The sequence below is a fragment of the Streptomyces fagopyri genome (genome assembly GCF_009498275.1).
GTDB lineage: Bacteria > Actinomycetota > Actinomycetes > Streptomycetales > Streptomycetaceae > Streptomyces > Streptomyces fagopyri.
In genome coordinates, this window is sequence record NZ_CP045643.1 from 6,324,850 (window position 1) to 6,345,814 (window position 20,965).

Consider the following 20,965-nt stretch of genomic DNA (forward strand, 5'->3'; position numbering starts at 1 on the left):
GGGATTGTGCGCGGCCGTGTCGGCTTTTGTGAAGGGGAGTTAGTCGGAACGTTATGAGGAGGTGTCAAAACGTGTCATCCGCCCGGGCGTTCGCGAGCCCAGCGGCGCCATGTCGCCGTCCGCTCCGTGCCGCGCGAGCAGGTCCAGGGCGAGCCTGCCGCGCCGCACTCGCTCCCGCGCGGTGTTCAGGGTCAGATCCCGCACATGGTGTCCGTACGGGTAGATCCCAGGGGCCTTGGACAGGCCGAACTTCAGATAGATCGGTGCGCCGCGCCGGATCAGCTCGGCCACCTCGTACATCCGGACATACCCGCCGAGATCGTCAGGGGCTTCGATGTACATGTCCATGGGTGCGGCCGAAACCCGACGGATCTCCGTGAGGTGATCGAGCGTCAGATCACTCGGCACGTTGATGGAGTCCGCGCCGAGCCGTTCGTATACCGCGTACGAGGCCGGGTTGACCGGCCCCACGAGTGCCGACAGCTTGAGCGTCGTGTCGGCCGGGATGATCCCGGCCACGCGTGCCCGGTGCAGCGTCCACAGCACGCCCTCATCGGCGACGAGCAGGCACTTGACGCCCAACTCCGTCGCCCTGACGGCGTCTTCGACACAGCCGGCCACCGCGTCGTGGCCTCGGGCGCGCAGACCGCCGCCGCGTGAGTCGGAGCGTACCGAACCGCCGATGTCCCAGGTGCCGCGCGGGCCGGTGAACAGACACAGCTCGATGTCGCGGGAGCCCGCGGCCTCGACCATCTCGGTGATCTCGGCGTCGGTCAGCATCCAGACGCCGCTGCCCTGGCTGATCCGGTGGATCGGCACATCGAGGCGCGAGGACTCCTTGAGGACCACCGCCAGGGCCTCGGGGCCCTCCACGGACGGGACCTCGGTGCGCCAGCGACCGCCTTCCGGGAAGCTGTGCGGCGAGGCGTCGGCGGGGGAGAGGGCGGGCGCGCCCAGGCCGAGCGCGGCGAGTGCCTGCTCACCGGGTCGACGGGGAGTCGTAGGAGAGGGGTCGGTCACTGGCTGTCCTTCATGTTCGTGATTTCGGACGGAGTTCGCGGCTTTCGGTGCGCGGGGGCCTGGTGGTACGCCGGTACGGAGCCGTCAGGTGTCCCCGTACCGGCGTACGGCTAGGGACGCAGCAGTACCTTGCCCACCGAGGGATCGCCGGACCCCGCCAACTCGATGGCCTCGGCGAACCCGGTGAGCGGCAGTTCGTGCGTGACCAGCGGCAGGGGGCTGAGCAGCCCCGCGCCGAACACCCGCACCGTGTGCGCCCAGGCCTCCGGCGGCGCCCCGAACACGGTGTGCACCTCCAGCTGCCGTACGACGAGATCGGTGGGGTCGAGCCCCTCGGCGCCCGGCGCCGGGATGCCCGTGAGGACCAGGCGTCCGCCGCGCCTGAGCAGGGAGGCGGCGGTGCGCGCGGCGGACGCGGACCCGGCGGTCTCGACGACGACGTCGAAGTCGGCGGGGAGCTCCTGGTCCTTGGTACGGAAGTCGGTGGCGCCGAAGGTCCGCGAGAGCTTGTCCCGGTCGGGGCGGGTGCCCACGACGAGCAGCTCCGCGGGGGAACCCGCCCGCAGGAACTGGACGGCGAACATCCCGAGGGTCCCCGTGCCCACCACCGCGACCCGTTCGCCGGGGCGCGCGTTCGCCTTGAGCGCGGCGGCCGCGACGCAGGCGGCCGGCTCCAGCAGGGCCGCCGCCGTCAGGTCGGCGTCGTCCGGCAGGACGTGCAGCAGGCGCGCGGGCAGGGTGAGGGTGGCGGCCATCGCACCCGGCTGGGTGAACCCCGTCTCCTCGTATCCCGCCGTGCACAGGGTGGTCTCGCCCGCGTGGCAGCGGTCGCAGACCTGGCAGTTGCGGAAGCCCTCACCGACGACCTTGCGGTCGACGAGACCGGCGGGCACCCCGGCACCGACCTCCGCCACCGTCCCGGACCACTCGTGGCCCGGAGTGAGGGGATAACGCACGTACCCCTCGGGCCGGTTGCCCTGGTACACCTCGCGGTCGCTGCCGCAGACGCCGACGGCGTGCACACGGACCAGCGCCTCGCCCGCGGCCGGCGGCACCGGCTCGTGGGCGGTCAGCCGGTGCTCGCCCGGCGCCTCGACGACGACCGCGGTGCTCACTGAGCCCCCTTCGGCCTGCGCTGCTCCCAGCCGTCCGCCCAGAGGTCGAAGCGGGCCTGCTGCTGCGGGAACTCGGCCGCCGCGTCGACGTCCAGCTCGACACCGAGACCGGGCTCGTGGGACAGCTCGAAGTAACCGTCGACGACCTGCGGGGCGCCCTTCACGATCTTCTTGATCTCCGCGTCCGCGAAGTCGTTGAAGTGTTCCAGGATCTTGAAGTTGGGGGTGCTGAAGCCGACCTGGAGGGAGGCCGCGGTGAGGACCGGCCCGCCGACGTTGTGCGGCGCGACGAGCACGTAGTGGGCCTCGGCGGTCGCGGCCAGCTTCCTGGTCTCCCAGATCCCGCCGAGATGACCGACGTCGGGCTGGATGATGTCGACGGCCTGGCTCTCGAACAGCTCGCGGAACTCGACGCGGTCGTGGATCCGTTCACCGGTGGCGACCGGGATGTCGACCTTGGCGGCCACCTTCTCCAGCGCCTTCAGGTTCTCCGGCGGCACCGGCTCCTCCAGCCACGCGGGCTTGAAGGGCGCGAGCTCGCGGGCGAGCCGGACGGCGGTCGAGGGCGAGAACCGGCCGTGCATCTCCAGCATCAGCTCGGTCTCGGGGCCGATCGCGTCGCGCACCGCCTCGATGAGCGAGACGGAGTAGAGCGTGGCCTCGTGGTCGAGCTCGAAGTGGCCGGTGCCGAACGGGTCGATCTTGAGGGCCCGGTACCCGCGGGCGACGACCTCCTGAGCGGCCTTGTGGTAGGCCTCCGGGGTCCGCTCGGTCGTGTACCAGCCGTTCGCGTAGGCCTTGACCCGGTCGGTGACCTTGCCGCCGAGCAGCTGCCACACGGGGACGCCGAGCGCCTTCCCCTTGATGTCCCAGCAGGCCATCTCGATGACGGCGATGCCCGACATCACGATCTCGCCGGCCCGCCCGTAGTCGCCGTACTTCATGCGCCGGACGAGGTCCTCGACAGCGAACGGGTCGGAACCGAGAATGTGATTGGCCTCGGCCTCCCGCAGATAGCCGATCAGCGCGTCGGTGTGGCCCAGCATGCGGGTCTCGCCGACTCCGGTCAGGCCCTCGTCGGTGTGCACCTGGACGTAGGTCAGGTTCCGCCAGGGCGTCCCGACCACGTGTGTGCTGATTCCCGTGATGCGCACGGCAGTTGCCCCCTGTGCTCTTGCGATTCTGTTCGAAATTTCGTCACACGTTCGAAATGCTGGCGTGACAGTAAGGACGCGGGCCCGGGGGTGTCAATGGGTCGAACGCAATGGTCGGCGGCGGATTTTGCCGGTATGCCTCGGGTCGTCGCCCACGTGCCCCTGTGAAGGCGGCGTGCGACGCGCCGGAATGGATGGTTCACCACACAACTTTCACAGCCGTGACTATCAACGTGACGGGTGAGGAACCTAGTCTTCCGGCGTCATGGACTACTGCGACCCGTGCCGAAGGCACCTCAACGGCGCCCTTGCCTGCCCGGGGTGCGGCACCTCAGCCGAACAGCTTCGCTCACCCGCGGACCGTACCGGGACACACCCGGAAGCGGACGCCGGTACGAACCCGTACGACTCCGACGACACGTACGAGAGTGAGGGCGCGTACGAGAACGAGGACGCGTACGAGGAGGACGGCGGGGACGCCGGGGACGACGAGAGCGACGGTGAGGGTGGCCGTCGTGGGCGCCGCACCCCTGGCCGGCGAGGTGGGCGCGGGCCCGCCGCGGGCGGGGCGAGCCGGCGTGACCGGAAGGCCGCGGCGCACCGCAGGAGGCGGCGCAGGGTGCTCTTCGCCGGGGCCGGTCTGCTGCTCGCCGCGGGTGGACTGAGCCTCGCCGAACTCGGCGTCGACGCGCCCGGGGTGGCTCCGCGCGCGGCCGGCGCGGACGCGTCCGCCGACGGCGGCTCCGGCACCTCCGCGACACGTACGGCGCGGCCCGGCGGCGACGCCGGGGGTTCCGGGAGCGGAGCCCCGTCCGCGACGGGTTCGCCGAGTGCCTCCGCCTCCCCCTCCGCGTCCGCGTCGGCGTCCGCCAAGGGGGACAAGTCCAAGGACGGGGACAAGAAGGACACGCAGGATCAGTCGGCCACGGCCGGGACGGGCGGCGGGGTGTCGACGTCGGCGCCCGCCTCGTCGGCGCCGACGAGGTCGGTCACGACTCCGCCGGCCGCGCCGACGTCGGCGCCGCCGTCTCCGGCGCCTTCCCCGTCGCACACGTGCAATCGCTTCCTGTGGTGGTGCACGTAGGGTTCCCGCCCGCCCTTCCCCGGGGGTCCGGCCCCCGGACCCCCACCAGGGGCGCTGCGCCCCCTGGACCCCCGCATCACCCGAAGGGCCCGCCCTCGAGCGCCGGACGGGCTGAAGGGCATGGCGCCGGCGTCGGCCTTCCAGCGCGGGGGCGCACGCCCAGCGGCCCGTCCGGAACACCGCTCAGTACGAGCCGGTATCTCCGACCCCACCCGCGAACCTCCAGCACACAGGCCCGCACCCCCGGCCCGTCCGGCGATCGAGGACAAGACCCGCAAGGCCGTCCGAGCCGGAAGGCCGGCGGCGGGGTCACGCGTTTTCAGCCTGTCGGGGCCGGAAAGCCGGCGGTCGGATCACGCGTTTTCAGCCTGTCCGGGCCGGAAGGCTCGCGGCAGGGTCACGCGCTTTCGGTCCGTCCGGCGTTTGAGGACGACGCCGTCCGATGCGGGGGTCCCCGGGGGCGGCAGCCCCCGGCTCGGGGCCGGGCCGGGCCGGGCCGGGGCGGCGGGGGCGAGGAACCAGGGCGTCGCGGCTACGGCGTCAGCATGCGCTGGAGCAGATCGCGCAAAGACACCCGCTCCTCGCGCGACAACCCCGCCAGAGGCTCCCGGGCGAATCGCAGTGACTCCCGCAGGGAGTGCGCCACCCGCCGCCCCTCCTCGGTCGCGGCCGCCAGCTTGACCCGCCGGTCGGAGGGGTCCGGCCGCCGCTCCACCAGCCCGCGCACCTCCAGCCGGTCCACGATCCCCGTCACGTTCGACGGCTCGCACTTCAGCTTCTGCGCCAGCCTCCGCATCGGCAGCGGCTCCAGCGACAGCAGACCGAGCAGCCGCGCCTGCGCCCCGGTGAGGGCGTGCTCGGCGGCGGCGTCCTCGTACTCCTCGTGGTACCGGGCCACGACCGTGCCGATGAGGTCGACGACCTCCATGGTGAGAGGGTCGATCCGGGGGGTCTTCTGGGTGGCCATGGCCTCCAGAATACTCCCTTACTTGACATCATGAAATATTCAGGAGCATGGTTGTTTCAGGTACTGAAGTATTAGAGCCGTAGTGCGCGGGCAAGCGTGCATGCATGCAGGAAAGGCACACACCCTCATGACCGACATCCAGCTTCCCTCCGTCAGCCGTGAATGGCACCTGACCGCCCGCCCGGTCGGCTGGCCGACGCCCGAGGACTTCGCCCTCGTCGAGGCCGAGGTCCCGCGGCCCGGGGAGGGCCAGGTCCTCGTACGCAACAAGTACGTCTCCGTGGACCCGTACATGCGCGGCCGGATGAGCGCCGCCAAGTCGTACGCCGCCCCCTATGAGCTGGGCGAGGCCATGCAGGGCGGTGCGGTCGGCGAGGTCGTCGCCTCCCGCGCCGAGGGGATCGAGGCCGGTGACCACGTCCTGCACTTCCTCGGCTGGCGCGAGTACGCCGTCGTGGACGCCAAGCAGGCCGTCAAGGTCGACCCGGAGGCAGCGCCGCTCTCCGCGTACCTCGGCGTCCTCGGCATGACCGGTCTCACCGCCTACGCGGGCCTCCTGCGCGTCGCCTCCTTCAAGGAGGGCGACTCCGTCTTCGTGTCGGGCGCGGCCGGTGCCGTCGGCAGCCAGGTCGGTCAGATCGCCCGGCTCAAGGGCGCCTCGCGGGTCATCGGGTCGGCGGGTTCCGACGAGAAGGTCAAGCTGCTCGTCGAGGAGTACGGCTTCGACGCCGCGTTCAACTACAAGAACGGCCCGGTGGGCGAGCAGCTGCGCGAGGCCGCTCCCGACGGCGTCGACGTCTACTTCGACAACGTGGGCGGCGACCACCTGGAAGCCGCCATCGGCCGGCTGAACCGGGACGGCCGTATCGCGGTCTGCGGCATGATCTCCGTCTACAACAACACCGAGGCCGCCCCCGGCCCGAAGAACCTCGCCCGGCTCATCCAGACCCGTGGCCGTATCCAGGGCTTCCTGGTCGGCGACCACTACGACCTGCAGCCGCAGTTCGTCCAGGAGGTCGGCGGCTGGGTCCGCTCCGGCGAGCTGAAGTACAGCGAGACCGTCGTCGAGGGCGTCGAGAACAACCTGGAGGCGTTCTTCGGCGTCCTGCGCGGCGACAACGTCGGAAAGATGATCGTCAAGCTCTGAGGCCCAGGGTCGGTCTGGGCAGGAACGACGACGGGTTCGGCGTCATCGTCGAGATCTCCGCGGCCGTCCCGGCCGTGGACGGGGCGACGGCGCGGGACCTGATCGAGGAGGCCCATCGGGTCTGCCCGTACTCGAAGGCGACCCGCGGCGACGTCACGGTGACGCTCGTCCGACGGGTCCACCGACCGCGGCACGGGCCGCGTCCCGGGACCGGGGCGCGGCCCGCGCCCGCGTCCGGCGGGCGCCGCGGTGGGACCCGGCGCCGCTCGCGACGCCGTCGGCAACGCCGTTGCCACCTGCGGGAATTCACCCTTCGGGAGATCGCGGAAGAGCGGCTCGGTGCCGAAGAGGACCGTGTGCGATCCGCTGATGACGCACGCGTGACCGCCGGCCGCCGTGGGGCCGGCGCGGCGAGGCGTACGTGTTCGACTCTCCCGCAACGAGCTCGGCTCTCCGGTACCGGGAAGCCCCCGCCGTCACCAATGCCATGGATGGCGCATCCCCGGGGGGTCGCAGCGGGCATGCTGGGGGTGGGCACCGGCGCGACGGAGGGCCGCGTGGGCCCCCGGCCGGTGTGCCACGCGTGGCGAGGAGGGCTCGTGTCCCCGATTCCGTCGCTCCCCAGCAAGGACGACGTGCTGCGCATGGCGCGCACCACGACCGACATCACCGGCCAACTCCTCGACACGGCCGGGAACATCACCAGAATCGCGCTCAACACCCTCGATCCCCGGGACGGGTCCGGGGCGGAGGCGTTGCGGGTACTGCGGGAGACCACGGCGGAGCTGGCCGAGGCGAGTGCGTCGCCGCAGGCGCAGGAGGCCTTCTACCGGATCGTGGACACACTGACACGGCTGGGCACGACCGGGGCGCCGCTGGCGATGCATCCCGTGAGCGAACCGGCCCGGGTGCTGCTGGCCGCGGTGGGCGACAGCCTGCTGCCGGTCCTCGACGCGGTGGAGCCCGCGGTGGAGGAGGCGGCCGCCGCGCTGGGGGAGCTGCTGGAGGCGGGGTCGCCGTTGCTGCCCGCGGCGGCGGGGGTGGTGGCGGGGACGCTGCTGGCGTCCACGCCGGTGGTCCGCGCGGCGGCCGGCGTCCTGCGCGACTCGTCCCCGGAACTCCGACGCATAGCCGACGCGTTGACCGCGGCGCTGGCTCCGCTGCTGCCGTTGCAGGTGGCGCTCGCCGAGCGGGCGGCCACGGCGGGGGCGGAGGTCGTACGGGCCGCGCTGCCGCCGCTGGCCGACCTCACGGAGGCCGCGGCCGCCACCTCGGACGCCGTCCGTCCCGTCCTGATCGCCGGCGAGGAGCTCTTCGTCTCCGGCCTCGAACACCTCCAGCCGCTGCTGCTGGCCTCGGCGTCACGGGCGGGACGGATGGCCCGGGCGGCGGCGGTCCGGGTGTCCGCGGCGGTGTCGCCCGCGGCGGACGGGAGCGTGGTGGTGGCGGTGACGCCGGCGTAGGCCCGTCGGGGAGTCCCCGCGTCCAGGGGCGCCGGGCGCGGGGGAAGGGGGCCCGAGCGCCGGTAAGGTGGCCCGCATGCGTGATCTCGGGGCAGGGTTCAACTACCTCATACAGGGCCAGCGATGGGTCGCACGGCACGGGAAGCAGTACGGATTCGGCCTGCTTCCGGGGCTGATCACCCTCGTGCTGTACGTGGCCGCACTCATCGCGCTCGCCCTCTACGGCGAGGACTTCGTCAGCTGGGCCACCCCCTTCGCGGACCACTGGACGAGCCCCTGGCAGGGCGTCTTCCGCGGGCTGCTGACCGCCGTGCTCTTCGCCCTCGCCCTCCTGCTCGCCGTGGTCACCTTCACCGCGGTCACGCTCCTCGTCGGACAGCCCTTCTACGAGTCTCTCTCCGAGAAGGTCGACCGCGACGTCTCCCCGGACGGCACCGCCCCCGAATCGGGACTGCCGCTGAGGCGTGAGCTGTGGATCTCCGCACGCGACAGCCTCCGTATCGTCGTACGGGCCCTGGTCTGGGGCGTTCTGCTCTTCGCCCTCGGCTTCGTCCCGGTCGTCGGCCAGACGGTCGTCCCGGTGGTCGGCTTCTTCGTCACCGGCTTCTTCCTCACCGAGGAACTGACCGCGGTGGCCCTCCAGCGCCGCCGCGTCGAACTCCGCGCCCGCCTCGCCCTGCTCCGGTCCCGCAAGATGCTGGTCTGGGGCTTCGGCACCCCCCTGGGCCTCGCCTTCCTGGTCCCCGTCGTCGCCGTCTTCCTGATGCCGGGCGCCGTCGCGGGCGCCACGCTGATGGCCCGTGACCTGCTCGGCGAGGAGACGGGTGAGCCGCACACGGACCAGCGGGACCGGGGAGACCAGGAGGACCGGGAGCTGGGGGCGACGGCGTGAACCAGGTCCTCGCCGCCGCCGTCACCACGTTCGCCGTCACCACCGCTCCGGCCGGCCTCCGCGTCAGTCTCGCGTTCGCGCCGTCCCACTGACCCCCGGGGAGCCCGCGTCGGCGGCCACCGTCAGGATCGACCGGACCTGGGCGATGATGTCCAGCCGGTTGCGTACGAACTCCGGATCGGTGACCGTCCCCGTCGCCGGGTCCGTGTTACCGGCGCCGAACTCGAGCACAGGCGTGTGGACATGGCCGCCCGGCAGGCTGTCGTGCAGACCGAGGCGGTCGCGCAGCAGCGTCGCGCGGTAGGCGATCTCGTTGGAGAGATAGTCCCCGCCGCCCCCGGCACGTGCCGTCGAGCCCGGGGTCGGGCCGTCCGGGCGCACGACCGGATCGGTGCCTTTGGCCGGGATCTCGGTCACCGAGGTGTGGTCGTACACCGGGAAGCGGCCGGTGTCCGCGGCCACGATCCGCTCGTAGGGGAGGGTCGTCGACGTCCACTGCGGCTGCGAGGCCGGATCGGTGACCGGGACCGTCCCGGTCCGCGACACGTTGTCGTTGTCCGGGAAGCCGCCCCGCCAGGCGCCGTTGGTCCGCTCCACGTCGAAGCGTCCGACGCGGCCCTGGCTCACCGTCGTGAACAGGTCCACGCGCGGCAGTTGCCGCCGCAGCGTCCGCTCCACCGTGCCCTCGGCGAAGTCCTGCCAGCGGACGGGGAAGACGGCGGTCTCGACCCGCGCGGGTCCGTCCGCCGTCCGGATCGTCGTGCCGTCGAGCGCGAGGGCCGTGGCCCCCGACGGATTGGAGATCCGGACGTCACGGTCCAGGGTGAACGGGTCGAACCCGGTGACCAGGATCCGCTTCACGCCCTTGGCACGCGGGTAGTGGAAGTCCCGCTGGCCGCGCGAGGTCTGTTCCAACGCGGCTACGAGCCGCGCGCGTTGCGTGTCCGTCAGCCCGAACCCGGGCGTCCACCCGCGGAGTTCGCGGGTCATCGCGAGCCGTGCCCAGTACAGCGGACGGTCGTCGTCACGGCTCAGGTCGCCGCCCGCGGGGCCGCGTCCCTGCGCCCGGTCCACGGCCCGCCGCCACAGCCGGGCGCCCTGCTGTACGACCACGTGCTCGGCCCGCGTGTACGAGCCCGACCGTTCCAGTGCCCGGGTGAATTTTGGTGCCACCGCGTCGAATCCGGAGCGCCGCAGGATCTCCTGGGGCGCGGCCCGATCGAGCCGCTGCTCCTCCACGGTGCCGGAGCCGACGGTGGTGGAGCCCGTGGTGCCGACGGTGCCGGAGCCCGTGGTGCCGGGATGCGCCGCGGCGGACGCGGTGGGGGTGGCCGCCGATCCCGCCAGCAGGGTCAGTGCGAGTAAGCCGATCCGAACGCCTGTGTAGGTCAAGGGAGTTCATGCCTTCCGTCGCCGTGGGGTGCTGCCGGACGGCCGCAGTATCGCGTGACGGAGGGGGCGTACGCCATGAGGAGTGACGACGCGCGCGGCGCTCACCCGCCCGGGTGTGACGGGCGGTGCCTCCCGGCGCGTCTTGCGTGGCGCGGTGCGGTGCGGCACGGCGGTCATACGGGGATCCGTGCCGCCGCCTCCCGCAGCGCGCCCAGGAACGCCGCCGTGGCCGGTGTCAGGGCGCGGCCACGGACCGTCGCCGCGTACACCGCCCTGGCCGGCGCCTCCTCGTCGCGCACCGGCAGCAGGACGACGTCCGGACGCACGGACTCGGCGGCGAGCGCCGGGACCAGGGTCACCCCGAGACCCGCGGCCACGTACCCCTGCTTCGCGGTCCACTCGGCCACGACGTGCGCCACACGCGGACGAAAACCGTGCCGCAGGGCCGCGTCCAGAAGAGTGCCCTCAGGGCGCGCCGAGCCCGATATCCAGTCGGCGTCGGCTAGTTGGGGCAGCCGCACCGAGGACTCGGCGGCGAGCGGGTGACCGGTGGGCACGGCGACGTACAGGGACTCGTCGAGGAGGTGGTGCAGGGCGTGCGCCTCCAAGGGGGCGCGGCCCGTCGTCGAGACGATCGCCAGGTCCAGATGACCCGCGGACAGCCGGTCCAGCAGCGCGGGGGTCAGTCCCTCCTCGCGGCTGAGCCGTACTCCCGGACGACGGGTGCGGAAGGCGGCGATGGCGCGCGGCACCAGTGCCGCGTCGGCCGTGGCGAAGGCGCCGAAGCGCAGCCGCCCGCCCGCCGCCTCGTGCAGCGCCGCCAGTTCGCGTCCGGCGCCGTGCAGCCGCTCGACGACCGTCTCGGCGTGCGGTACGAGGACGCGCCCCGCCTCCGTCAGCCGGACGCCCCGGGGCAGCCGGTCGAAGAGCGGGGCCCCGCCGAGCGCCGCCTCCAGCGAGGAGATCTGCCGGGAGACCGCGGACTGCGTCCAGCCGAGGGTCCGCGCGGCCACGGTGAACGAACCGTGCCGGGCCACCTCCAGGAAGACACGCAGCCAGGTGGTGGAGAGGCCGGGTACGTCATGCGGGTCGGGCATGGGAGCCATGCTAGACATTCGCTTGCCGCATCATCCGGGCGCGCCTAGCGTCGGGGACATGGAAAAGATCGCATTCCTCGGACTCGGTCACATGGGCTCGGCGATGGCGCGCCGACTCCTCGACGCCGGACACCCGTTGACCGTGTGGAACCGCACCGCCGCGAAGGCGGAGCCGCTGGTCGCCGCCGGGGCCACCCTCGCCGCGTCCCCGGCCGAGGCCGTGCGGGACGCCGACGTGGTGATCACGATGCTCGCCGACCCCGCCGCGCTCGGCACGGTCGCGGACGCCGTCGTGCCACACCTGCGCCCGGGGACGTACTGGGTGGAGATGTCGACGGTCGGCCCGGACGTGGTGAGGGAACTGGCCGCCCGGCTCGGGGAGGGCGTGCGGCTCGTCGACGCGCCGGTGGCGGGCAGTACGGACAAGGCGGCCGCGGGACAGCTCGGCATTCTCGCGGGCGGTGACGTGGCCGGCGTCGAGCGGGTGCTCGCGCCCCTCAGTACCGTCACCCGCACCGGCCCGTCCGGCTCCGGTGCCGCGCTCAAGCTCGTCGTCAACACCGCCGTGCTCGGCGGGGTCGCCCTCGTCGCCGAGGCGATGGTCCTCGCGGACGCGCTCGGCCTCGACGAGGACACCGTGCGCGCCTCGCTCGCGGGCGGCCCGCTCGGCGGCGCCGTCGGCCGCGCCTTCGCCGAGGACGTGCATTTCGGTACCTCGCTCGCGGTGAAGGACGTCGCCCTCGCCACGAAGACCGCCGAACTCCCCGCGATGGAGGCGGTACTGGAGCACTACAAGCGGGCGGCCGCCGATCCCGCCGTCGCCGACGGGGACATCGCGCTGGCCGTCGAGCGCATCCGCCGGAATCCGGCCTGAGGAGGATCCGTGCGGGTCACACTCGACAGTCCGGCCGGCGCGCCCCAGCCGGCCAACGACTACTACTCCCAGGTGGCGCGCGTCGAACCCGCGGGCGGCGGAGCCCTGTTGTACCTCTCCGGTCAGGTCGCCGACGGTGCGGACCTGGCCGAGCAGAGCCGGGGTGTCTTCGAGACGGTCGACGCGCTGCTGAGGGCGCACGGCGCGACGCTCGCCGACGTCATCAACATCCGTACGTACCTCACGGACATCACCGGAATCCCCGAGTACGGCGCCGTACGCGCCCGGTACCTCACCGGCACCCCGCCCACCAGCATGACCTTCGAGGTCTCCCGCCTCTTCGACCCGCGGGCGCTCATAGAGATCGAGGTGGTGGCCGCCGTCCCCGCCGGCCGGGGGGCCGGAGTGATTCCTTCCGGGTGATACTGCCGCGCATGAAGGTCATCAAGGCGGCGAACCTGGGCGTCCTGTTCCTGCTGGAGCTCGCCACCCTCGTGGCCGCCGCGTACGGGGGGTTCGGCGGGGAGAGGACAGCGCCGGTCACCTGGTTGCTCGGCATCGGTGGCCCGGCCGTACTGATCGCGCTGTGGGCGCTGTTCGGTTCCCCGAAGTCGCGGTACAAGACCCGTGGCGCGGTCCGCGTCGGCTTCGAACTGCTCTGGTTCGGGGCGGGCGTGGCCGCGCTCGCCGTCGCCGGGGCCGCCGGCTGGGCCGTCGCCCTCGCCGTCGTCTGCGTGGTGAGCAAGACGCTGGCGGCCGTCTGGCGCCAGTGAGTCCGACGTCGGCCCGGCGACGGAGCGTTGACGCGTCGCCCCGCCGACGGCGCTGCGGAGAAGCCCGGTTGACGCGGCGGGGCGCCGGCGCCGGGCCGGCGACGTGGGCGGACGGTGCAGGGGCCGGGGCTCAGGCCTCGCCCAGCAGCACCAGGAAGTCCCGGAACGCGGCCGGCATGTCCACCGACTCCGGATCCAGCAGCCACTGGTACTGCAGCCCGTCCATCACCGCGACCAGCAGCGGGGCGGCGCGCTCCGGCGTGAGCCCGCTCGGCAGCCGCTCCCCGTACTCGGCGCGCAGCACCTGCGCCATGCTCGCGCGCACGGCGACATACCGCCGGGTGAAGAACTCGCGCGCCGGATGCCCCTCCGTGACGCTCTCGCCGAGCAGCGCCGAGAAGGTCTGCACGATGCCGGGCCGCATCGCGTTGTAGTCGGCGAGCGAGGCCAGCAGATCCAGCCGCCACTGGCTGTCGGGCACGGCGTCCCACTGGTCACGCTCCTTGAGGACCGCGACCAGCAGGGTGTCCTTGGTCGGGAAGTAGTGCAGCAGCCCCTGCTGGGTGAGGCCCACGCGCTCGGCGACGGCGGCCATGCTCGCGCCCCGGTAACCGCGCTCGGCGATCACTTCCAGGGCCGCGCGCACGATCTCCGCGCGCCGCTCCTCGCTCCTGGTCCTGGTCGTCATGGCGTCACCGTACGGTATTCACCCACCCAGAATGTCACGGCAAGGACACGAAACCTACCGCTCTACAGGCTGGGGGTGCAGGATGAGAACGTCCGGCGGATCCCGTTGGCGTGCGGCCGTACAGCCGTACGGCCGCGCGGGTTTCGCGGATGCGATGGGCTTCACGGGCTTGACGGGTTTCACGGGTTTCACGGACTTCAACGAGGAGGTGCCACCGTGACGGAGGCAGCGGAGAACCGGGCCGGGAGCGGGAGCGGCGACGCGGCGGACCGGGCGCGCGAGGCGGTCGTCGAGGCGGCCCTCGGGAGGCTCGACCTGGACACGAAGGCACGGCTGCTCGCGGGGCAGGACATGTGGTCGCTGCCCGAACTCCCCGGGATCGGACTGCGCTCCCTCGTCATGTCCGACGGCCCGATCGGTGTGCGGGGCGTGCGCTGGACCGCCGACGACCCGTCCGTCGCGCTCCCCTCACCGACCGCGCTCGCCGCGACCTGGGATCCGGTCCTGGCCCACCGTGCCGGGGTCCTCCTCGCCCAGGAGGCCCGCCGCAAGCACGTCCACGTACTGCTCGCGCCCACGGTCAACCTGCACCGCTCGCCGCTCGGCGGCCGCCACTTCGAGGCGTACAGCGAGGATCCGTACCTCACCGGACGGATCGGCGCCGGCTATGTGCGGGGCGTGCAGTCCGGCGGCGTCGGCACCACCGTCAAGCACTTCGTGGCCAACGACGCCGAGACCGACCGCTTCACGGTGGACAACCTCGTCCCCGAACGCGCCCTGCGCGAGCTCTACCTGGCCCCCTTCGAGGCCATCGTCGAGAACGCCCACCCCTGGGGCATCATGACCGCCTACAACTCGGTCAACGGCACCACGATGACCGAGCACCACCACCTCGTGAACGAGGTCCTGCGCGGCGAGTGGGGCTTCGACGGCTTCAACGTCTCCGACTGGACGGCGGCCCGTTCGACGGTGGGGGCGATCGAGGGCGGCCTCGACGTCGCCATGCCCGGTCCCGACACCGTGTACGGCGAGGCGCTCGCCGCCGCCGTCCGCGCGGGCCGGACCGAGGAGGCGAAGGTCGACGAGGCCGTCCGCAACGTCCTGCGGCTCGCCGCCCGCGTCGGCATCCTGGAGGGCGCCGAGCCGGTCGTCACCGAGCTGCCCGGAACCGTGGACGGCGAGGCCCTGGCCCGCGAGATCGCCCACCGCTCCTTCGTCCTCGTACGCAACGAGAACGCGACGCTGCCGCTGCGGCCGGGCACCGTGGCGCTGAGCGGCGCCGCCGCCCGCGACGCCCGTGTCCTCGGCGGCGGCTCCGCCACCGTCTTCCCCGCCCACGTCGTGTCGCCCCTGGACGGCCTCACCGCCGCACTCCCCGAAGGCAGCCTGACCTACACCGTCGGAGCCGACCCGAACGAGGAACTCGCCGTCGCCGACAAGGGGTTCACGCTCCGCGCGGAATGCCGCGACCGGGACGGCGAGCTGATCGGCACCGGCTCCGCGCCCAACGGCCACCTCCAGTGGATGGGCAACGACCTCCCCGAAGGCGTCACCCACGACAACCTCCACACCGTGGACCTGAGGGGCACCTTCACCCCGCGCGTGGGCGGCGCGCACACCTTCGGCATCAAGGGCCTGGGCGCGTTCACCCTCACCGTCGACGGCACGGTCCGCTTCGACGGCACCCAGCTCCCCACGGAGGACAGCCCGTTCACGGCGTTCTTCGGCGCCCCCGAGGAGCGCGCCCGGGTCGACCTCACCGCCGATGAGACGTACGAGGTGTCCCTGCGCCAGGTGGTCGTCCAGCCCGAGGGCGCGCCCCTGAGGATGGTCGGCTTCTCCCTCGTCCACCAGGAACCGCGGCGCGACCCCGACGAGCTGATCGCGGAGGCGGTCGAGGCCGCCCGCGCCGCGGACACCGCCGTCGTCGTGGTCGCCACCACCGAACGTGTCGAGTCCGAGGGCTTCGACCGCGGGAACCTCCGGCTCCCCGGCCGCCAGGACGACCTGGTGCACGCCGTCGCCGCCGCCAACCCGAACACCGTCGTGATCGTCAACTCCGGCTCCCCGGTGGAACTTCCGTGGCGCGAGGAGGTCGCCGCCGTGCTGCTCACCTGGTTCCCCGGCCAGGAGGGCGGCGGCGCCCTCGCGGGGGTCCTCACGGGCGCCCACGAGCCCGGCGGCAGGCTGCCCACGACCTGGGGTCCGCTCGCCGACGCCCCGGTCACCCAGGTGGTCCCCGTCGACGGCGCGCTCCCCTACGGCGAGGGTGCCTTCATCGGCTACCGCGCCTGGGAGAGGGACGGCAGGACCCCCGCGTACCCCTTCGGCCACGGCCTCGGCTACACCGACTGGACGTACGAGTCGATCGAACCGTCCACCGGTGACGGAGACGTCGACGCAGGCAGCGCCGCGACGGTCACGGTCCGCGTCCGCAACTCCGGCGCGCGCCCCGGCCGCGAGGTCGTCCAGCTCTATCTGAGGCCGGCCGAGGCGGACGGCGAGCGCCCGGTCCGATGGCTCGCCGCCTTCGCCGGTGTCGAGGCGGGGCCGGGCGAGAGCGCCGAGGCCGTGCTCGGCATCCCCCGCCGCGCCTTCGAGATCTGGGACGAGGACGCCGGCACGTGGGTGTTTGTGAAGGGTTCGTACGAGGTTGCCGCCGGCCGCTCGATCACCGACCGTCGGGTCGTGGCGACGATTAACGTCTGATCCGGGACAAGCCCCTCCCGAGCAGCCCCGGTCCGGAACCTGACCTCCGGACCGGGGCTCGTCGCTTCCCGGACGCCCTCGGCCGGCCGGCCCCGGCTAGGAGCGCACCCCGAACCCGTACACCGTCTCCGAGCGGTACGTCGCGCCCGGCCGCAGCTGCGTGCTCGGGAACTCCGGCCGGTTCGGGGAATCGGGGAAGTGCTGCGTCTCCAGCGCGATCCCGTCGCCGGGCGCGAACGGGTCGCCCAGGTGGTCCGCGGTGTAGAGCTGGATGCCGGGCTCGGTGGTGGCGACCGTCAGCACCCGTCCGGAGGCGGGGTCGTGGAGCTCCGCGACCCCGACCGCGCTCGCCGTCGTCCCCTTGTCCAGCACGAAGTTGTGGTCGTACCCGGCGCCGGCCTTCCGCGGCGTCCGGAAGTCGAAGCGCGTCCCGTCCACGGACTCCAGCACCCCCGTGGGAATCAGGTCCGCGTCCACCGGCGTCAACCGCGAGGCGGCCAGTTGGAGTTCGTGACCACCCGCGTTCCCCGAACCGGCCAGGTTCCAGTACGAGTGGTTCGTCAGGTTCACCACGGTCGGCGCGTCCGTGACCGCCTCGTACGCGATGCGCAGCGCGCCCGCCTCGTCCAGCGCGTACGTCACCGTGACCTCCAGACGGCCCGGGAAGCCCTCCTCGCCGTGCGGGGAGACCCGGGTGAGCCGCAGCCCGTGCCCGACCGGTTCCGCGTCCCACACCCGCTTGTCGAAACCGCGGTCCCCGCCGTGCAGCGAGTTGGGGGCGTTGTTGCGCGCGAGGTGGTAGGTGAGACCGTCGAGCGGGAAGTGGCCGCCGGCGATCCGGTTGGCGTACCGCCCGACCAGCGCCCCGAGATACGGGTCCGGATGCGCGAGGTACCCGTCGAGGTCGGGGAAGCCCAGCACCACGTCCGCGCGGTGGCCGTCCCGGTCGGGGATCTCGACCGACTGGACGATCCCGCCGTACGTCAGGATCCGCACCCGCACCCCGGCACGTTCCAGCGTCCAGCGGTGGACCGGGGTGCCGTCGGGAAGGGTGCCGAAGAGTTCGCTGTCCATGATCGGAAGCCTAGGCCAACCACCTGTGGCCCCCGGCCCGGCCCACCGACCCGGCACCCCGGCCGTTCACCCCGGCCCGTCCGCCCGGCCCACCGGCTGCCGGGCCGTCACCACCCGGTAGGCCAGCTCCGCGAGCCGGGCCTGACCGTCCTTGCTCGGATGGAACCAGTCCCAGTGGCTCAGCTGGTCCGTGCCGAAGCGGAACCCGAAGACCGCGCCCCCGTCGAACCGGCAGCGCCGGTCCTTGGCGCAGACGTCCCCGAGGACCTCGTTGTACTGCTCCACCCGGTGCTGCACCTTCGCCCGCCGCAGCGTCGCCGTCGAACCCATGGAGTCCGCGTCGGCCAGCATCGAGGGACAGATGCCGAGCTTCCAGATCTGCTTGCCCAGCGGGTTGCCGCGCCCCTCGGACCACAGCCGCATCAGGTCCGGGACGCTCGACACGTACACCTGAGTCCTCGGCAGCTCGTCGCGCAGGGCGCCCATCGCGTCCTGGAACGCGGAGCGGAACCCGGCGACCGAGGTCATCGCCGAGACCGAGGAGCGGCACGCGTCGTTGGCGCCCACCATCACCGTCACCAGTTCCGGCTTCTCGGCGACGGCCCGCGCCATCTGCTCCGGCAGGTCCGCCATCCGCGCACCGGTCACCGCGTAGTTCCAGCTCCGCTCGGCGGCCCCCTGCCGCCCCAGCAGCCGCACGGCGAGACTGCGCACCCCGGTGTCGGTACCGGTCGCCCAGGAGACCTCGGGGCAGTCGGACAGCACGGTGCAGGCGTCGAAGCCGCGGGTGATGGAGTCCCCGACGGCGGCCACGGAGCGGGGACTGCGGTTCCAGAGAGGGGTCGGCTTCGGGGAGGGACGGCCCTCGGCCGTGCCGTGCGGAGCGGGGGAGCCGTCACCGGACGCGTCGCACCCGGCGGCACCCAGCAGGACCGCCGCCACCACGGCGAGGACGGCGCGCGGACGGTGGCTACGCAAGCGCATCCCCTGGTCCCCTCGTTCGTTGAACATGCTTGGTCAGCACCTGACCGACACGGTTGGCCGACACCCGGCAGTACACGATCGGTCGCACCGCGTCCCCTTGGGTGAAACCTCAATGTTCTGGGCGCTGGGACCGACGGTACGTCACACTCCTTGCGCCGCCGCACGGTAGCCTCGCCACGTGGCCGCCCTGCCACTGCCGTTCCGCTAAGTTACAAGATGTCTCGCTCTGCCCGGAGGCCCCAGTGACGACACGTGGAGTTCTCTACGTGCACTCCGCGCCCCGCGCGCTGTGCCCGCACGTCGAGTGGGCGGTCGCGGGCGTGCTCGGTACACGCGTCAACCTCGACTGGATCCGGCAGCCCGCGGCGCCGGGCACCTGGAGATCCGAGTTCTCCTGGAAGGGCGAGGTGGGCACCGCCTCCAAACTCGCCTCAGCGCTGCGCGGCTGGCAGATGCTGCGCTTCGAGGTGACCGCGGAGCCCTGCGCCACGGCCGAGGGCGAGCGCTACAGCTGCACCCCCGAACTCGGCATCTTCCACGCCGTCACCGGCATCCACGGCGACATCCTGATCCCCGAGGACCGGCTGCGCGCCGCGCTCCTGCGCTCCCAGCGCGGCGAGACCGACCTGGAGGCCGACCTCGCCAAGCTCCTGGGCAAGCCCTGGGACGACGAACTGGAACCCTTCCGCTACGCGGGAGAGGGCGCTCCGGTTCGCTGGCTCCACCAGGTGGTCTGACGGGTTCCCGGGCGGGTTCCGCACGGCTCCTCGTACGGGAGCGGCCCACAGGGGCGCGGGGAACCACGCGACCGGCCCCCCCCACGACCCGGCACCCGACGAACGACCGCGTGTGGCCCGGACTCCGACAGGGAGTCCGGGCCACACGCCGGTTCAGTGCGCCTACGGGCGAATTCAGATCGTGCGGAACGCCAGCACCACGTTGTGCCCGCCGAACCCGAACGAGTCGTTCAGCGCGGCGATGCGGCCCTCGACGGGCAGCTTGCGGGCCTCCCCGCGCACGATGTCGGCGTTCGCCTCGGCCTCGGGGTCGAGGTTGTCGATGTTGATGGTCGGCGGAGCGATCCGGTTGTACAGCGCCAGCACCGACGCCACCGACTCCACACCCCCGGCGCCGCCGAGGAGGTGACCGGTCATCGACTTGGTCGCGGAGACCGCCATGTGGTCGGCGTCGTCACCGAAGACCTTGCGCAGCGCCTTCAGTTCCGCCACGTCACCGGCGGGCGTCGAGGTCGCGTGCGCGTTCACGTGCACGATCTCGGCCGGGTCCAGGTCGGTGTTGTCCAGCAGGTTCTGCAGGGCGCGCGAGATGCCGCGGCCCTCGGGCTCCGGCTGCACGATGTCGTGGCCGTCGGCGGAGATGCCCTGCCCGACCGCCTCGGCGTAGACCCGGGCACCGCGCTCGGCGGCGTGCTCGGCGGACTCCAGGATCAGGACGCCGGCGCCCTCGCCCAGGACGAAGCCGTCGCGTGCGACGTCGTAGGGCCGCGAGGCGCCCTGCGGGTCGTCGTTGTTCTTGGACATCGCCATCATGTTGCCGAAGGCGGCGATGGGCAGCGGGTGGATGGCCGCCTCGGTACCGCCCGCGACGACGACGTCGGCGCGCCCGGTGCGGATCATCTCGATGGCGTAGCCGATGGCCTCGGCGCCCGAGGCGCAGGCGGAGACCGGGGTGTGCACGCCGGCGCGGGCGCCGACGAGCAGGCCCACGTTGGCCGACGGGCCGTTCGGCATGAGCATGGGGACGGTGTGCGGGGAGACGCGGCGGACGCCCTTCTCCTTCAGCACGTCGTACTGGTCGAGCAGGGTGGTCACGCCGCCGATGCCGGAGGCGATGACGGTGCCGAGGCGGTCCGGGTCGATGGCCGGGTCGTCGCCGGCCCGGTCGGTGAAGCCGGCGTCCGCCCAGGCCTCCTTGGCCGCGATCAGCGCGAACTGCGCCGAGCGGTCGAGACGGCGGGCCTGCGGGCGGGGGATGACCTCGCCCGGTTCCACGGCGATCTGCGCCGCGATGCGGACCGCCTGTTCGGCGGCCCATTCCTGCTCCAGGGGGCGGACACCGGACTTGCCGGCGACCAGGCCCTCCCAGGTAGAGGCTACGTCGCCACCCAGCGGTGTGGTTGCGCCGATACCGGTGACGACCACGGTGCGATTGGTCGAGCTCACGGGAATTCTTTCTCCAACGGATACGAGGATTCAGCGGCGCCACCGCCGGGTGGCGGGGCAACGGACTGATCGGTGGACCGGGCCGGGCCCGGTCCGCGGATCAGGCCTGGTTCTTGAGGATGTAGTCGGTCGCGTCGCCGACGGTCTTGAGGTTCTTGACGTCGTCGTCCGGGATCTTCACGTCGAAGCGCTCTTCGGCGGCGACGACGACCTCGACCATGGACAGCGAGTCGACGTCCAGGTCGTCGGTGAAGGACTTGTCCAGCTGGACGTCCTCGGTGGGGATCCCGGCGATCTCGTTCACGATCTCGGCGAGACCTTCGACGATCTCTTCCTGAGTGGCGGCCAT

Annotated in this window: 20 protein-coding genes and 1 pseudogene; 10 read left to right on the forward strand and 11 right to left on the reverse strand. The window is 72.6% G+C overall.

Annotated features, from left to right (window positions below; translation table 11 throughout):
* Window positions 1-51: 51 nt before the first annotated feature.
* The 3 genes from GFH48_RS27215 to GFH48_RS27225 all read right to left on the reverse strand — a co-directional run bounded on the left by GFH48_RS27215 (window position 52) and on the right by GFH48_RS27225 (window position 3,289).
* The gene (locus tag GFH48_RS27215) at window positions 52-1,020 is read right to left on the reverse strand and encodes a hypothetical protein (RefSeq protein WP_153290763.1); all 969 of its coding nucleotides are present in this window, start codon (window positions 1,018-1,020) and stop codon (window positions 52-54) included.
* Between the two features lie 110 nt (window positions 1,021-1,130).
* Window positions 1,131-2,135 carry a zinc-dependent alcohol dehydrogenase gene (locus tag GFH48_RS27220; RefSeq protein ID WP_153290764.1) on the reverse strand — a complete coding sequence of 335 codons (1,005 nt, stop codon included), beginning with the start codon at window positions 2,133-2,135 and terminating at the stop codon, window positions 1,131-1,133.
* Complete coding sequence (locus GFH48_RS27225; protein ID WP_153290765.1) at window positions 2,132-3,289, reverse strand: mandelate racemase/muconate lactonizing enzyme family protein; 1,158 nt, start codon at window positions 3,287-3,289, stop codon at window positions 2,132-2,134. The genes GFH48_RS27220 and GFH48_RS27225 overlap by 4 nt, the downstream gene beginning before the upstream one ends.
* 265 nt (window positions 3,290-3,554) lie before the next feature.
* Between GFH48_RS27225 and GFH48_RS38660 the strand changes: the two genes are divergently transcribed.
* The gene (locus GFH48_RS38660) at window positions 3,555-4,373 is read left to right on the forward strand and encodes an SCO2400 family protein (RefSeq protein WP_194280687.1); all 819 of its coding nucleotides are present in this window, start codon (window positions 3,555-3,557) and stop codon (window positions 4,371-4,373) included.
* Window positions 4,374-4,905: 532 nt separating this feature from the next.
* On the opposite strand, the gene GFH48_RS27230 is transcribed toward GFH48_RS38660, so the two are convergent.
* Window positions 4,906-5,340, reverse strand: a complete 435-nt coding sequence (locus tag GFH48_RS27230) for a MarR family winged helix-turn-helix transcriptional regulator (protein ID WP_153290766.1) — start codon at window positions 5,338-5,340, stop codon at window positions 4,906-4,908.
* Between the two features lie 127 nt (window positions 5,341-5,467).
* Here GFH48_RS27230 and GFH48_RS27235 point away from each other — a divergent pair, with 127 nt between their 5' ends.
* The 4 genes and pseudogenes from GFH48_RS27235 (at window position 5,468) to GFH48_RS27250 (ending at window position 8,842) form a co-directional block, all read left to right on the forward strand.
* Window positions 5,468-6,487 (forward strand): NADP-dependent oxidoreductase, encoded by a 1,020-nt coding sequence (locus GFH48_RS27235; protein ID WP_153290767.1) that lies wholly within the window; start codon window positions 5,468-5,470, stop codon window positions 6,485-6,487.
* An 8-nt stretch (window positions 6,488-6,495) separates the two neighbouring features.
* A pseudogene (locus GFH48_RS39360) lies at window positions 6,496-6,654 on the forward strand (organic hydroperoxide resistance protein); the annotation flags it as partial.
* A 432-nt stretch (window positions 6,655-7,086) separates the two neighbouring features.
* Entirely contained in the window at window positions 7,087-7,950 is an 864-nt protein-coding gene (locus GFH48_RS27245; RefSeq protein ID WP_228120974.1) for a hypothetical protein, read from the forward strand.
* 76 nt (window positions 7,951-8,026) lie between these two features.
* On the forward strand, window positions 8,027-8,842 hold the full coding sequence (locus GFH48_RS27250) for an EI24 domain-containing protein (RefSeq protein ID WP_153290768.1): 816 nt from the start codon (window positions 8,027-8,029) through the stop codon (window positions 8,840-8,842).
* Window positions 8,843-8,905: 63 nt separating this feature from the next.
* Here the strand turns inward: GFH48_RS27250 and GFH48_RS27255 are convergent, their stop codons facing one another.
* On the reverse strand, window positions 8,906-10,234 hold the full coding sequence (locus GFH48_RS27255; protein ID WP_153290769.1) for a pyroglutamyl-peptidase I family protein: 1,329 nt from the start codon (window positions 10,232-10,234) through the stop codon (window positions 8,906-8,908).
* A 173-nt stretch (window positions 10,235-10,407) separates the two neighbouring features.
* Window positions 10,408-11,340, reverse strand: a complete 933-nt coding sequence (locus GFH48_RS27260; protein ID WP_407698669.1) for a LysR family transcriptional regulator — start codon at window positions 11,338-11,340, stop codon at window positions 10,408-10,410.
* Between the two features lie 49 nt (window positions 11,341-11,389).
* Between GFH48_RS27260 and GFH48_RS27265 the strand changes: the two genes are divergently transcribed.
* Genes GFH48_RS27265 through GFH48_RS27275 form a run of 3 tightly spaced genes read left to right on the forward strand, consistent with a single transcriptional unit; the run spans window position 11,390 to window position 12,978 of the window.
* A complete protein-coding gene (locus GFH48_RS27265; RefSeq protein ID WP_153290771.1) occupies window positions 11,390-12,205 on the forward strand; it encodes an NAD(P)-dependent oxidoreductase in 816 nt (271 codons plus the stop codon).
* 9 nt (window positions 12,206-12,214) lie between these two features.
* Complete coding sequence (locus GFH48_RS27270; protein ID WP_153290772.1) at window positions 12,215-12,628, forward strand: RidA family protein; 414 nt, start codon at window positions 12,215-12,217, stop codon at window positions 12,626-12,628.
* Between the two features lie 11 nt (window positions 12,629-12,639).
* Window positions 12,640-12,978 (forward strand): YrdB family protein, encoded by a 339-nt coding sequence (locus tag GFH48_RS27275; RefSeq protein ID WP_153290773.1) that lies wholly within the window; start codon window positions 12,640-12,642, stop codon window positions 12,976-12,978.
* 130 nt (window positions 12,979-13,108) lie between these two features.
* Here GFH48_RS27275 and GFH48_RS27280 read toward each other — a convergent pair whose 3' ends face one another.
* A complete protein-coding gene (locus GFH48_RS27280; protein ID WP_153290774.1) occupies window positions 13,109-13,684 on the reverse strand; it encodes a TetR/AcrR family transcriptional regulator in 576 nt (191 codons plus the stop codon).
* A gap of 198 nt (window positions 13,685-13,882) precedes the next feature.
* On the opposite strand from GFH48_RS27280, the gene GFH48_RS27285 reads away from it, so the two are divergent.
* Complete coding sequence (locus tag GFH48_RS27285) at window positions 13,883-16,375, forward strand: beta-glucosidase family protein (RefSeq protein WP_153290775.1); 2,493 nt, start codon at window positions 13,883-13,885, stop codon at window positions 16,373-16,375.
* Window positions 16,376-16,471: 96 nt separating this feature from the next.
* On the opposite strand, the gene GFH48_RS27290 is transcribed toward GFH48_RS27285, so the two are convergent.
* Both GFH48_RS27290 and GFH48_RS27295 read right to left on the reverse strand, forming a co-directional pair.
* Window positions 16,472-17,449 carry an aldose epimerase family protein gene (locus GFH48_RS27290; RefSeq protein ID WP_153290776.1) on the reverse strand — a complete coding sequence of 326 codons (978 nt, stop codon included), beginning with the start codon at window positions 17,447-17,449 and terminating at the stop codon, window positions 16,472-16,474.
* Window positions 17,450-17,515: 66 nt separating this feature from the next.
* A complete protein-coding gene (locus tag GFH48_RS27295) occupies window positions 17,516-18,433 on the reverse strand; it encodes an SGNH/GDSL hydrolase family protein (protein ID WP_153290777.1) in 918 nt (305 codons plus the stop codon).
* Window positions 18,434-18,675: 242 nt separating this feature from the next.
* Between GFH48_RS27295 and GFH48_RS27300 the strand changes: the two genes are divergently transcribed.
* Window positions 18,676-19,170 carry a DUF3145 domain-containing protein gene (locus GFH48_RS27300; RefSeq protein WP_153290778.1) on the forward strand — a complete coding sequence of 165 codons (495 nt, stop codon included), beginning with the start codon at window positions 18,676-18,678 and terminating at the stop codon, window positions 19,168-19,170.
* Window positions 19,171-19,344: 174 nt separating this feature from the next.
* Here the strand turns inward: GFH48_RS27300 and fabF are convergent, their stop codons facing one another.
* Both fabF and GFH48_RS27310 read right to left on the reverse strand, forming a co-directional pair.
* A complete protein-coding gene (gene fabF, locus GFH48_RS27305; protein WP_153290779.1) occupies window positions 19,345-20,616 on the reverse strand; it encodes a beta-ketoacyl-ACP synthase II in 1,272 nt (423 codons plus the stop codon).
* A gap of 100 nt (window positions 20,617-20,716) precedes the next feature.
* Entirely contained in the window at window positions 20,717-20,965 is a 249-nt protein-coding gene (locus GFH48_RS27310) for an acyl carrier protein (RefSeq protein ID WP_148013808.1), read from the reverse strand.